Annotated in this window: 9 protein-coding genes; 3 read left to right on the top strand and 6 right to left on the bottom strand. The window is 68.6% G+C overall.

Going from position 1 to position 12,929, the window contains the following annotated elements; translation table 11 throughout:
* The first annotated feature begins 88 nt into the window (after positions 1-88).
* Positions 89-421, top strand: a complete 333-nt coding sequence (locus tag ACPXB1_RS15930) for a putative quinol monooxygenase (RefSeq protein WP_355598082.1) — start codon at positions 89-91, stop codon at positions 419-421.
* 187 nt (positions 422-608) lie between these two features.
* Here ACPXB1_RS15930 and ACPXB1_RS15925 read toward each other — a convergent pair whose 3' ends face one another.
* Complete coding sequence (locus tag ACPXB1_RS15925; protein ID WP_425735469.1) at positions 609-1,997, bottom strand: endo-1,4-beta-xylanase; 1,389 nt, start codon at positions 1,995-1,997, stop codon at positions 609-611.
* Between the two features lie 499 nt (positions 1,998-2,496).
* Here ACPXB1_RS15925 and ACPXB1_RS15920 point away from each other — a divergent pair, with 499 nt between their 5' ends.
* Positions 2,497-3,066 (top strand): hypothetical protein, encoded by a 570-nt coding sequence (locus ACPXB1_RS15920; RefSeq protein WP_355598389.1) that lies wholly within the window; start codon positions 2,497-2,499, stop codon positions 3,064-3,066.
* A gap of 103 nt (positions 3,067-3,169) precedes the next feature.
* On the opposite strand, the gene rox is transcribed toward ACPXB1_RS15920, so the two are convergent.
* The 3 genes from rox to ACPXB1_RS15905 form a co-directional block, all read right to left on the bottom strand.
* Entirely contained in the window at positions 3,170-4,597 is a 1,428-nt protein-coding gene (gene rox, locus ACPXB1_RS15915; RefSeq protein ID WP_425735468.1) for a rifampin monooxygenase, read from the bottom strand.
* A 1,576-nt stretch (positions 4,598-6,173) separates the two neighbouring features.
* A complete protein-coding gene (locus ACPXB1_RS15910) occupies positions 6,174-7,811 on the bottom strand; it encodes an MDR family MFS transporter (RefSeq protein ID WP_355598383.1) in 1,638 nt (545 codons plus the stop codon).
* Positions 7,808-8,275, bottom strand: a complete 468-nt coding sequence (locus ACPXB1_RS15905; protein ID WP_355598381.1) for a MarR family winged helix-turn-helix transcriptional regulator — start codon at positions 8,273-8,275, stop codon at positions 7,808-7,810. Before ACPXB1_RS15905 ends, ACPXB1_RS15910 begins: the two co-directional genes overlap by 4 nt.
* A gap of 106 nt (positions 8,276-8,381) precedes the next feature.
* Here ACPXB1_RS15905 and ACPXB1_RS15900 point away from each other — a divergent pair, with 106 nt between their 5' ends.
* Positions 8,382-9,002, top strand: coding sequence for a TetR/AcrR family transcriptional regulator (locus ACPXB1_RS15900; RefSeq protein WP_355598379.1), 621 nt, complete (start codon positions 8,382-8,384; stop codon positions 9,000-9,002).
* A 124-nt stretch (positions 9,003-9,126) separates the two neighbouring features.
* Here ACPXB1_RS15900 and ACPXB1_RS15895 read toward each other — a convergent pair whose 3' ends face one another.
* Positions 9,127-10,713 (bottom strand): arabinofuranosidase catalytic domain-containing protein, encoded by a 1,587-nt coding sequence (locus ACPXB1_RS15895; protein WP_355598377.1) that lies wholly within the window; start codon positions 10,711-10,713, stop codon positions 9,127-9,129.
* Between the two features lie 207 nt (positions 10,714-10,920).
* A complete protein-coding gene (locus ACPXB1_RS15890; protein ID WP_425735467.1) occupies positions 10,921-12,756 on the bottom strand; it encodes an RICIN domain-containing protein in 1,836 nt (611 codons plus the stop codon).
* Positions 12,757-12,929 lie beyond the last annotated feature (173 nt).

The raw sequence follows: 12,929 nt of genomic DNA, 5'->3' as shown, positions 1-12,929 counted from the left end.
CGTCATCGAAAAATGCCCCGGTCGTGATCAGGTCCTCAGGGTGCGGCGAGCCACTGCCGACGCGCCGCGCGCTGAGTAGCCTGGTGCCATGATCTTCATTACCGCCAAGTTCCGGGTACGGCCCGAGCACGCCGACCAGTGGCCCCAGATCGCCGCCGCGTTCACCGAGGCGACCCGCGCCGAGCCAGGCTGTCTGTGGTTCGACTGGTCCCGCAGCCTCGACGACCCGACCGAGTACGTCCTGGTCGAGGCGTTCCGCGACGACGAGGCCGGCGCGGCACACGTGCAGTCGGCGCACTTCCGCGCGGCGCAGGAGGACCTGCCGCCGCACCTCGCAGAGACGCCGCGCATCGTCAACACCACAGTGCCCCAGCAGGACTGGTCGCTGCTCGGCGAGATGGCCGTTCCTGAAGGGCGCTGACCGGGGCTCACCACCCGGGCTCGCGACTTGCTCCGGGCTCGCGCCGGTGTTCTGGCCGGAGTCGCCGTTCAAGGCCGCATCGGTGCTTTGGGACCTGGAGGTACGTCGAGCCGGCGCCCAGGGCGGGCACCGGCTCGACTGTGGTCCTACCGCTGGCCGTGTCCGTCGGCGCAGCGCACTTTGATGATCAGCTGGCGGTGCAGGCGGGGGCCAGGCCCGTGGCGGTGCCCGTGCCCTGGAACCCGAACTCGGTCACCTGACCGGCAGCAAGCTGACCGTTGTAGTCCACGTTCGTGAACCGCACCGAGCCGCTGCTGCCACTGGCCGTGGCCGACCAGGTGTTCGTCACGCTCGCCCCAGCGGGCAGTGTCAGCGCGACGTTCCAGCCCCTCGTGCCGGACGAACCAGCTGTCACCTTCACGTTCGCCACGAACCCACCGGTCCACGAGTTCACCGTCACCGACGCCGAGCACCCACTCGGCCCCGGCGGAGGGGTCGTCGGGTTCGGCGGAGGCGTGGTCGGGTTCGGCGGCGGGGTCGTCGGGTTCGGCGGCGGGGTCGTCGGGATGGGCGTACCGCTGTTGAGGGCGTTGAGGACGGAGTCGTACGCCGCCTTCTTGTTGCCCGACCTGTCGAACAGCAGGGCGTTGTCAGTGCCGCGCCAGGAGTCGCTGTCCCGTACGCCCCATACGGTGATGCCGGTGCAGCGGGTGACGGCCAGGCAGGCGCGGGTGACAGCGCCGAAGATGTTGGCCTGGTTGGAGCCGGTCATGACGTCCAACTCGGTGATCTGCACATCGACGCCCAGATCGGCGAAGCGTTGCAGGTTGGCCTGATAGTCACCGGCCAACGTCGTACCCAGGTGCGACTGGAAACCCACGCAGTCGATCGGCACCCCACGGGACTTGAAGTCCCGCACCATGTTGTAGATGCCCGTCGACTTCGCGTTGATCCCATCGGTGTTGTAGTCGTTGTAACACAACTTCGCACCCGGATCGGCGGCCCGCGCAGCCCGGAACGCCGCCTCGATCCAATCGTTGCCGGTGCGCTGCAGATTCGAATCCCGCCGCCCACCACTGCCACCATCGGCGAACGCCTCGTTCACCACATCCCAGGCATAAATCTTGCCCCGGTAGTACGAGGCCACCTGCGTCACATGGTTGATCGCCGCACTGCGCAACGCACTACCCGACAAGCCCTGCGCCCAACCCGGCTGCTGCTGGTGCCACAACAACGCATGACCCCGCACACTCATACCGTTGGCCTGCGCATGACTGACCAGACGATCACCACCGCTATAGCTGAACCGACCCTGCTGCGGCTCGGTGGCATCCCACTTCATCTCATTCTCAGCCACCACACTGTTGAACTCGCGGTTCAGAATCCCGACGTACTGGCTGTCGGAGAGCTTGCCGGTCGCGACGGCCGCACCGAAGTAGCGGCCCTTCTCGGCGGCGGCCTGCTTGAGGGTTGTCCCGGCGCTTGCGGTCGGAGCCAGGGCCACCATCGTGGCGGCGGTCAGTGCGCCGGCGACGGCGAGGATCACCGTCGCCCGCACGGCTTTCTTGGGTTTCATGTCGAGTCCTTCGTGGAGGTTGCAGCGGTGGTGGTACCCGACGTCGCTGCCGGCGTCGGTTCCGGGATGCCCCGGGGTGGATCGCGCTCACGGCCGGCTCGCGCCGGCGTTCGATCACAGTGAATTCCGGGCCGGTCGTCCTGCGACGGTTGGCAGGCGCGATGCGCCGCCGTGTGGCCGGCTGCTGCTGCTGACACGGTGCTGATGCGACGTCCGCATGCCCTGGGGGGACGTCTGATCGTGAGGTACGACCAGCGGGCTCGCCCGGTGAGTCACAGCTGCTGTCGTCCTCGACATCGACTGTGAGCGATAACATCCCGTTCGTCAAGTCGTAACGAAGGACATCTATCAAGCCACCGCAAACGGGCTGCTGACCGCCCTGTTACCGGTAACAGGGCGTCCCAGCGCTGCCCTCACCGGCGGTCCGCCGTGCCCTCGGGCAGACCGGACCGGGTGATCCGAAGGATCGGCGCAATTGATCGGCAGGCATCATGTCGGCGTGAACTCAACCCTGGCAGCCCTCCTCGGCTCCGCGATCACCGCCTTCGCATCACTGCTCGTGGTCCTGGTGCACTCTCGAATGAGGCGACGGCACCAGGAACGGGCCGACCTGCAACGGGCGTACGTCCTGATCCTGTCCGGCGCCCTGCGACTCGCGCACAAGGCCGAGGCGTTGCGGCAGACCAGGTACTGGCGTTCGAGCCTGCCGGAGGCGGGCAACGAACTGCTCGCGGGGCACAAGCCGCTGGGGCCCATGGCGCTGCACGACTGGCTGGCCCGGGACATGGCCACTGTGGAGAGCGCGTGGTCGCAGATCTGGACCCACGGCGACCAGGACGGCATCGCCCTCGCCAACGGGCTCATGACCGCGTTCAACGGGGTGATGGTCGCCGCCATGCAGTGCAGCGGCACCGAACCGTTCGAACCGTCCGACGAGATGACGATCGCCAGCCGTCGCCTCGGCGAGGCACGTCGGCAACTGGCTCTGCACGCCCGCCGGGTCGCGAAGCTGGGCCCCCGCGACGTGGACCTGTTCACCGATCGGGAGTACGGCCTCGCGGCGGGCTGACAGCACGTACCGGAGATGCTGCGCCTCGGCGGCGCCGGCTGACGACGGCGGCCCGTGTCAGCAGGCGGCTGCGCCGATGGTCCGTGTCAGCCGGCGGTCCGTGTCAGCCGGCGGCTGCGCCGAACCATCGGGGTAGCTGCTCAGTCAGGTCCTGCTGGTCGTCACCGGCCCAGGCCACGTGACCGTCCGGCCGCAGCAGCACCGCCGGCGCGTCCACCTCATCGCTGACATCGACGACGTGGTCGACCCGGTCCGCCCACCCCGCGGCCGAGAGCCGGCCGGTCTGGTCGAGCAACAGGCCGCGCCCGCCGTGCATCAGCTCGTAGAGCCGACCCCCCTTCAGACGTACGTCCCGCAGGTGCCGGCCGAGCAGCTCGTGCCCCGCCCCGAAGTCGTAGTGGACGCCGATCGCTGTGACCTTCTCGATGAGGTGACGGTTCACGTCCTCGAAGTCCATCAACTCCGCCAGCAGCCGACGTACCGCTTGGGCACCCGGCTCGGTGGACAGCAACTCCATCTGGGCCCGGGTGTTGTCCAGTACGTCGGCGGCGACCGGGTGCCGTTCGGCGTGGTAGCTGTCCAGCAGCCCGTCCGGCGCCCAACCGTTGATCTCGGCGGCCAACTTCCATCCCAGGTTGAAAGCATCCTGGATGCCCAGGTTCAGCCCCTGCCCACCGGTCGGAGGGTGAATGTGCGCCGCGTCGCCGGCCAGCAGCACCCGACCCGTCCGGTACCGCTCGACCAGCCGGGTGCCGTCACCGAACCGGGACAGCCAACGCGGCGAGTGCACGCCGAAATCAGTGCCGGCGACCGCCCTCAGCTGCCGCTTCACCTCATCGAGGGTCGGCGGCGCGGACCGGTTCTCCGCCAACCCCTCAGCCGGTACGACAACGCGGTACGCCCCCTCCCCGACGGGCCCGAGGCCGAACCGGAGCTGCGTTTTGCGGACCTCGGCCACCACACTGGCCACCGTCTCCGGCGGCACCCCCACCTCCATCTCACCGAGCAAAGTCTCGACCCTGCTCGGCTCACCGGGAAAGCCCACGCCGAGCAGCCTGCGTACCGTGCTGCGACCCCCGTCGCAGCCGACCAGGTACCGCGAGCGCACCTGTGCGCCGTCGGCCAGCTCGACGGTCACCCCGTGCTCGTCCTGACGCAGTCCGACCACCTCACAGCCGCGCCGCACCTCGACGCCGACTTCGACAGCGTGCTCAGCCAGCAACCGGTCGGTGACGGGCTGCGGAATCCCCAGCACGTACGGGTGGGAGGTGTCCAGTCGACCCGGCGACGGCTTGGTGATGGCGGCGAAGAAACCACCCACCGGAAACTGCCGGCCGAGCGCGAGGAACCGCTCCAGCAGCCCGCGCTGGTCCAACACCTCAAGGCTGCGCGCGTGCAGGCCGAGCGCGCGAACGTACCTGGTCGGCTCCTCGTCCTTCTCCAGCACGAGCACGCGTACGTCGTGCAGCCGCAACTCACTCGCGAGCATCAAGCCGGTCGGGCCCCCGCCAGCAATGATCACGTCAATCATGAAAGGCATTCCCCCATTCGCCACTGTTGCGTCCGCGCCAGCCGTTTCAGCGCGATCCGCCCGGCACACGTCGCCCTCGTTTCCGCAGGCTGCGGGCCTCGGCTGGGAGATTCTGCGATACGACCCGGGTCTTGCCGCAAGACCCCGGGTGCGGTATATGTTGAAAGTGGCAGGAGTGCTGTCCTTGCCTCCTGCGGCCGGATTTGCTCAGCCCACCCCTTTCGGTCGACGCAATGCCCACCCCTCCGGTCGGCGCAACGCCCTCTCAATCGGCGCAACGCCCACCCTTTTCGGTCGGCGCAACGCCCACCTTTTCCGGTCGGCGCAACGCCCACCTTTTCCGGTCGGCGCATTGCCCACCTTTTCGGTCGGCGCATCTCTCAGCCCGCGACGCCCTTTCCGCTCGTCGTGTCCCACCGCGACGGCATCCCGCCCCAACGTGGCGCGGCGATCGAGGCGGCGCAGCGCCATCGGGGCATGGCCCACGCGGCGACAGAGCGATCAATGCGTCCGAGCCGCCAACAGGCGAGATCAACACGGGCTCCTTGAAATCGGGGTATCCCGCCATCAAGGACACCGCGATTTCAAGGAAGCCGAGTGGATCTTCGCCGAAATCTCGGCAGGTGAGAGAAACTGACCAGCAGATGGGAAGACGCTGCGTCAGGCATGCGATCCGCGCATGAACCCATTCGGCGCGACCTTCCGAACGCGTCATTTCGCCGGCATCGATCGCCCGGCTCACGCGTCGGCGGACCCGCACAACTGCGTCTCATAACAGGCAGCCAGGCCCACACGCCAGCAACACGCCAGGAACGCCAGGCCCCACGCACCAGCAACGCCAGGCCCACGCGCCAACAACATGCCAGCAACGCCAGGCAACGCGCCAACAACGCCAGGCCCACGCGCCAACAACATGCCAGCAACGCCAGGCAACGCGCCAGGAACGCCAGGCGCCAGGCAACGCCAGGCGCCAGGCAACGCCAGACAAGCAGGCGTCGTACAGCGCGGCCTTCGTACCCGTGTGGTGCGCGACGGTGGCGACGTCCACGCCGGCGGCGGCGAGCGACGACGCCGCCGACAATTCAGCGCCCGCCAGTGCGGCAAATGTCGAGGTGCACAGCACCGAGCGGCAGAAGCACCAATAGCGGCAGGAGGCGTCGCGTGCGCTCGAGGAACGCGGCGGGCATCGGCGGTTCCCTGCCGGCGAGCGACCATCGGAGCCACCACATCTTCGAGGCAGTCGGCCCACCGAAGCGGCGCTCCGGGCACCAGCGGCGAGATCAACACGGGGTCAATGAAATCGGGGTGTCCCACTGCCAGGGACACCCCGATTTCAAGGAAACCGAGTCGATCAATCACGGCCGTCCCGGCCAGCAAGAGTGAACGACCGGGATATGGGATGACGACCCTCTGAGGTGCACCCCGCTCGGGCACGACGACAGGGGTGGGTCACAACGGTCGTGAGGCGGCGTACGTCAGGCCTGGCAGCCGATCTGGCTCGCTACCGTGGCACCGGGGCCGCCACCATCGAAAAACGGTGGCGGCCCCGGGTTCACTCATTCGCGCAGGTCCGACGTCAGCGCCGGCGCGTCGGCTCCTTCGACGTGTCCACTACCGATGTCTGGTCGAACGCGGGAGCACCGTCGACCGCGTCGGCTGCCACTGCCGTTGAGGTGGCGGCGTCCGGGAGGTCCAGGCTGGTCCGCAGGGTGACGGGCCGGAGCAGGAGCGCGGCGATGACACCGACGACCGCGATGGCGGCGGAGATGAGGAAGATGTGTCCGGTCGCGTCGCCGTACGCGGCACGGACTATCTCCTGCACCCCCTCGGGCAGGGCGGTGATGTTGAGGTTGCTGCTGCCATCGCTGCCGGCGGTGGGGATTCCGGCGGCTGCGAGGTCGCGGGTGATCTGGTCGCTGACCCGGCGGGCGAGGATGGCGCCGAGTACCGACACACCGATCGTGCCGCCGAGGGACCGGAAGAACGCGACGCTGGAACTGGCCGCGCCGATGTCCTTGAGCGAGACCGTGTTCTGCACGGCGAGGACGAGGTTCTGCATTGTCATACCGACGCCGGTGCCGACGATGAACATCGCGACGCCGACCAGGACGAGCGACGTCTCGTGGTCGACGGTGCCCAGCAGCGCGAACCCGGCGACGAGGATGATCGAGCCGGCGACGATGTACGGCTTGATCTTTCCGCTCTTGGTGATGAGTCGTCCGGCGATGATGGAGGACAGCAGTACCCCGGCCATCATCGGGATGGTGAGCAGGCCCGCCTCGGTGGGGCTGTAGCCGCGGCCGATCTGGAAGTACTGGCCGAGGAAGACGGCGCCGCCGAACATGGCCATGCCGACCGCGAGGCTGCCGAGGATGGCGAGTGCCGTGGTGTGCTGCCGCACGATGTCGAGGGGGACGACGGGCTCGCTGGCCCGCGACTCGACCCAGACGGCCATCGCGAGCAGGATGACCGCCCCGCCCACCATGGCCGCGGTCTGCCAGGAGACCCAGGCGAACGAGCTGTCGACGAACGAGATCCAGATCAGCAGTACGCTCACCCCGGCAGCGATAAGGCTGGCGCCCAGGTAATCGATCTTGACGTTCTCGCGTCGCGCGGTCGGCAGGTGCAGGGTGGCCTGGAGCAGGATCAGCGCGATGGCGGCGACCGGCACGCCGACGAAGAAGCACCAGCGCCAGCCGAGCCATGACGTGTCGACGATGAGGCCGCCGAGCAGCGGGCCACCCACGGTCGCGACCGCCATGACGCCACCGAGGTAGCCGTTGTAGCGGCCCCGCTCACGCGGCGGGATCATGGCGGCGATCGCCACCTGGACGAGGGCCTGAAGGCCACCGACCCCGATGCCCTGGAACGCGCGGGCGGCGATCAGTTGGCCTGCGGTCTGCGAGAACCCGGCGATGACCGAGCCGAGCAGGAAGACCACGATGGCGACCTGGATCAGGACCTTCTTGTTGAACAGGTCGGCCAGTTTGCCCCAGATCGGGGTGGTCGCGGTAGCGGTGAGCAGGGTGGCGGTGACGACCCAGGTGTACTGGGTCTGGGAGCCGTTCAGCGCTCCGATGATCTTTGGAAGGGCTGTGGAGACGACGGTGCTGCTGAGCATCGCGACGAACAGCACGAGCAGCAGACCACTTAGCGCTTCCAGCGTCCGCCGATGGGTCATCGGCTCAGCGCCGGTCATGGTGGGTGCGCTCATCGCGCGGCCTCCAGGTTGTCGTGGTTTCCGAGGGCAACCTCGATGTCGCGGGCGAACCGGCCCAGGGCGCCGCTCAGCGCGTCGACCTCGTCGGGAGTCCAGTCGGCCAGCGCACGGCCCAGCACGTCGCCGTACCAGCCGAAGCTCTCGGCCAGGGCGGCCCGGCCTGCGGGTGTGACCGCGAGGAAGCTCGCCCGCTTGTCGGACGGGTCCGGCCGGCGCTCGACCAGACCGTCCGCGACGAGTGCCGCGATCGAGCGGCTGACGGTGGACGGGTCGAGCCGGGTGCGCTGGGCCAGCTCACGGGCCTGGCAGTTGCCGGAGAGCTTGTCGATCTGCATGAGCATGCCGAGCAGGCCCGGCGCGACGGCCTGCCCCTCGTCAGCCCGGCGCTGCTTCAGTAACCGGACAGTCCGCACCAGGTCGTACAGCCGAAGGCCGAGCTCCCCCGCGGTGCTGTCCACGCCCTGCCCCTCACCTAGTTGGTTGCCTCACGCAAGCATCTACCGATCTTGCCCACTAGGCAAGTTTGCTCATTGAGAAGCACATCACCCCACTACGCTGGGGCCGATGGACGAGATCACCGGGCTACGGGAGCGCAAGAAGGCGGCCACCCGACTCGCCCTGCACGAGGCGGCGCTACGCCTGGCCGCCGAACACGGGCCCGACGGCGTGACAGTCGAGGCGATCGCCGACGCCGCGAACGTGTCCCGGCGGACGTTCTCCAACTACTTCTCCAACAAGGAAGAAGCGCTCTTTCACGGCGACACCGTACGCCTGCGGCGGCTGCTGCAACTGGTCCACGAGCGGCCGGTGGACGAGCCGCCGTGGACGGCGCTGAGCCGGGCGGCGGAGCGCTTCACGCCCGAGGCGTTCGGCGGGCGGGACCGGTCCTGGCTGCCCCGACGCCGACAGTTGCGTGGGCACCCCGGCCTGGCCGCACATCAGGTCGCGGCGTACACGGCGATCGAGCGCGAACTGGCGACGGAACTCGCACCTCGGCTCACCGGCGCGGACGTGGCGCTACGCGCCCGCCTCCTGGCCGCGACGTTCCTGGCGATCCTGCGCGTCGCCATCCAGCACTGGATCGACCACCCGGACGACCAGTTGCTGGACACCGTGCGGGCCGCGCTCGCCGAGGTCGCTCCCCCGACGGCCGGCCCGGATCGTACGAGCACCGCCGACGACTGACGTGAACGCACCGCCGCCGGCCACCACCACTGTGCGGTGATGACCGGCGGGCGGGTTGGTCCGCGAGCGCGCCGGCTCAGCGGTGGCCGGCAGCCACCCGGATTGGTCCGCGAGCGCGCCCGATTCAGCGGTAGCCGGCGGTCACCACATTGGCCTGCACCGCGTTCTCGGTCGCGTCGGACGGATAGCCGGCGACCATGGCTCCCTCGTAGAAGGTGCCGGCGCTCAGGTTCGCGCCACCGTCGGGCTTGCAGCAGTCCCCGCCACTGCCCAGGATGATCGCGCCCTGCTTCTTCATCGGGCTGTATCCGGGCGGGAGCGAGCCGTCCCAGAGGGTGTAGAGGCTTCCCGACTGGGCGTTGCTGCCCTTGATGGCGAACCGCGAAATGCCATTGTTCTTCAGCGTCGCGGTGACGAACTTGCTGGTGAAGGAACGCTGGTTGGGGTTCCAGGTCTGGCTGCCACCCGGGAAGAGACCCCATTCGAGATCCGCCTGCACCCAGGGGCCGGTGCCGGAGCAGCCGCCGAACCAGCACTGGGTGCCGAAGTTGATGGCGTCCATCGCACCGGCGGCGTCGGCCTTCCTCGTCGTCTCACTGTTGCCGTAGTCGAAGCAGCAGCCGTTGTTGACGTGGGTGCCGCTGGTCACCATGTACATGCCCTCGGGAGCGGCCCCGGTCGGCACCCCCGTCAGGTGCCCGTCGCGCCAGTAGCTGTTCCCCGGGTTGATGTAGAGCGAGTACGCCTTGGACCCGCCCACGGTCAGGGACTCCGAGGTCGCCACCGCAGGCCTGCTCTGCGGCGAACCGGGGACCACGCTCGACCCCTGGTACCAGAGGTCGTTTCCGCGCCCGGACTGGTCGTACACGACTGTCACCACGCATGTCGTGCCGGCACAGAACGCGTCCTGCGTGGCCGCGTTGGCGGTGCCACCGGCGTTCAGCAGCCCGATGTCGCGGGACGTGTTGTCCGACGAGCGCCGGACCTGGTACAGGTTGCCGGCGTACGCCAGGTAGAGCGCCCGCGTCGTGCTGTGCGCCGCGATGCACGGGGTGCCGCCGGAGGCGTAGATGTCGCACGGACGCGCACCGCTCGGCGGCGGGGTGGTCGGCGGCGGCGTCGTCGGCGAGGTGCTCGGCGAGGTCCATCGCTGGTTCGCGCCGCCGTTGCAGGCCCAGAGGATGAGTTTGGTGCCGTTGGCGGTCGAGGCGGCGTTGGCATCGAGGCAGAGCCCGGACTGCACGCCGGTGATGGTGCCGTTGGTGTTGACGTTCCACTGCTGGTTGTTCTGGCCGTTGCAGTCCCAGATGATCACTTGGGTGCCGTTGGTGGTGCCTCGGCCGTTGGCGTCCAGGCACTTGTTGCCGTACACCGTGAGCTGTTTGCTCGACGTCCAGGTCCAGGTCTGGCCGGCGCTGCCGTTGCAGTCCCACAGTTGGGTCTGGGTGCCGTTGGTGGTGCTGGAGTTCGGCACCTCCAGGCACCGACCGGACTGGGTGCCGACGATCGTGGTGCTCTGCCCCGGCTCGATCGCGGCGGCCACGGCCGCGGCGGCTTCGGCGGCGAAAGGTGCGGTGGCCGACGTGGTTCCGTAGCCGACGAGAACGCCGACCAGGGCAGCGGCCAGAAAGATCAGACGTCCGCCGCGGCGGCGTCTCGGGATGGGCTCGGGGGCCGTTGGAGGCCGCCCAGCGGGGGACGGGGTTCGCACGAAGGGCTCCTCGAAGTCGCGGAGGTGGGAGGTGGTCGACGCGCCACGGACGGCGGTGGTCGACGCGCCACGGGCGCAGGTGGGCCAACGAATCGATTCGCAAGGAATCGTAGGATCTTTAATCAATTTGTGTCAATGAATGCCCTCCGCCGAGTGCTGCGCTGGCCACCGCACGGACGGTCAGCGCAGCGCCTTCCCCGAGGGCACCTACCGGCCCAGGACCCGCCACGTCTGGTTCAACGGGCTACCCTGACCGGTCAGGTTGCAGGTCCACTGGTGCACGGGTGCCCGGGGCGCCGTGGAGATCGTGCTGACATCGACGCACTTGCCACTGTGGCGGGCCACGAGTTGGTAGTCGTGCGAGTCGTTGCCCGCGTAGGTCACCTTGCGGAGGGTGAACTGCTGGTTGAGGCCGTTCAGGCAGGTCCACTGGTGCACCGCCGCGCCGTCGGCGGTGGAGACGCCGCTGACGTCGAGGCACTTGCCGCTCTGCTGGTTGACCACCGTGTACGTGTTTGCCACCCCAGCGACCGGACGGAAGTTCCAGAGCTGCTGGTCGCCGCCCTCGCAGTAGAACTGCTGCTGGACGTTGCCGTCCGAGGTGCCCGAGCCGGGATTTTCCAGGCACTGCTGGGAGTGCTGGGCCACCGCCACCGACTGGAACCCGCCATCCGACGGCGGCAGCAGGGTGATCGTGTACGTGTCGGTCTGGTTGGTGTACGGCACTGTCACAGTGGCGTTGTTGTTTGCCACGCCGACGACGCTGTTCGAGACGGTGATCGGCCCCTGCACGGCACCGCCACCGTTGTGCGGGATGCGTTGGACGAGGACCCGGAGCTGGTTGTTCTGCACGATGCCGCTCGTCGTGTCCAGGCGTTGCAGATTGACCGTCAGGTTGCCGGTGGTCCGACCGCCGCCGACGAGGACCTTCGCCGTGCCGGTCGCCTTCGTGGCGAACGCGTCGTACGACTGGCTTGCGGTCACCGCGACCACCTGCCCCGTCTGCCCGGCGTAGAAGCGGTACGCCCACCACTCGCCCTTGGGCTGGTGCTGCCCTGCCGAGTTGCGGACCAACAGGTTGCCGAGGTCGTTGTGCAGGTTGCCGCCGCCGGCCCAGTTGGCGCGAAGGCCATCGGCGCGCGCTCGCTCCAGACGGGCGATGTACCACGCTCCGTCGGCAGGGTTCTGCTCCTCGGGCGCACCGTACTCGTTGATCTGGTACGGGCGGGGATGGGCGATGCCGCGCGGGTCGAGGGTGGCGTTGGCGGCGGCGACGTTGGCGACCGGGTCGCCCGGCAGCGAGTGCCAGCTGATGATGTCCGGCACTGTGTTCGTCGAGCGGACGAAGTCCAGGTACTGGTTCCAGAAGGTGTGCGTGGTGGACGGGACGCAGGCGCAGCTCGGCCCGACGATGAGCTGGTTGGGGAACTCCGCCCGGATGCGCTGGTAGGTGCGCCGCCACAGTTCGAGGTACTGGGAGATCGGCCGGTTCCAGAAGATGGTGATGTTGGGTTCGTTCCAGATGTCCCACTGCACGGAGAGCCCGGACGCCCGGACGTCGTTGACGAGGCGGGTCAGGAAGGCGTCGTAGTCGGCCCAGTTGCCGTTGTCGCCGGGGAAGCGGGAGATCCCTGCGCCGTCGGCGCCCCACAGATCGTGCGGCAGCAGGATGAACTGACCGCCGAGGGCGACGGTGCGACGCGCCTGGGCGACTGTGGAGTTCCACCGGCGGTCGTAGTTCCCACCGACCCAGCCACTTCCCGGCAGCTGCGCTCCGCCCGCGCGCATGTACTGGAACTTGACGTCCCGGTAGAAGTGGTCGGGCGGGCCGCTGGCGTTCTCGGTCATGCCGTAGATCCAGCCGGACGCGCGGTAGGTCGGCGTACCGCTTGTCGTGGAGAAGTTGACGCTTATCGACTCGTCGGCGGCCTGGGCCGGAGACGCGACGGCGACTGTGGTGGCGGCGACGGTGAGCAGGCCGGCGACGAGTCGGGCGACTGTCGCGCGGGTTCGTCCTGACCTGCCACGGGACGGGGTTTGCACGGGGCGGCTCCTTGGTGGGGCGTGGGGACGCTCTCCGGAGGGCAGCGCTTGCGAATCGATTCGCACGGATCGTAGGGCCGCATACTCAACCATGTCAATGCGATGACGATTCGATGAAGCGGGCGTTTCCAGGCAGCCGTGCATCCACGGCGATCAGCTGTTGACCTCCGGGC

The sequence above is a fragment of the Micromonospora sp. DT68 genome, assembly GCF_049847245.1.
GTDB classification, from domain to species: domain Bacteria; phylum Actinomycetota; class Actinomycetes; order Mycobacteriales; family Micromonosporaceae; genus Micromonospora; species Micromonospora profundi.
This window is presented reverse-complemented; position numbering and strand designations above follow the sequence as displayed.

Excerpts from the sequence above, each read along its gene's own strand:
- ACPXB1_RS15930 (WP_355598082.1), top strand. The coding sequence starts at position 89 with ATGATCTTCATTACCGCCAAGTTCCGGGTACGGCCCGAGCACGCCGAC.
- ACPXB1_RS15925 (WP_425735469.1), bottom strand. The coding sequence starts at position 1,997 with ATGAAACCCAAGAAAGCCGTGCGGGCGACGGTGATCCTCGCCGTCGCC.
- rox (WP_425735468.1), bottom strand. The coding sequence starts at position 4,597 with ATGATTGACGTGATCATTGCTGGCGGGGGCCCGACCGGCTTGATGCTC.
- ACPXB1_RS15910 (WP_355598383.1), bottom strand. The coding sequence starts at position 7,811 with ATGAGCGCACCCACCATGACCGGCGCTGAGCCGATGACCCATCGGCGG.
- ACPXB1_RS15900 (WP_355598379.1), top strand. The coding sequence starts at position 8,382 with ATGGACGAGATCACCGGGCTACGGGAGCGCAAGAAGGCGGCCACCCGA.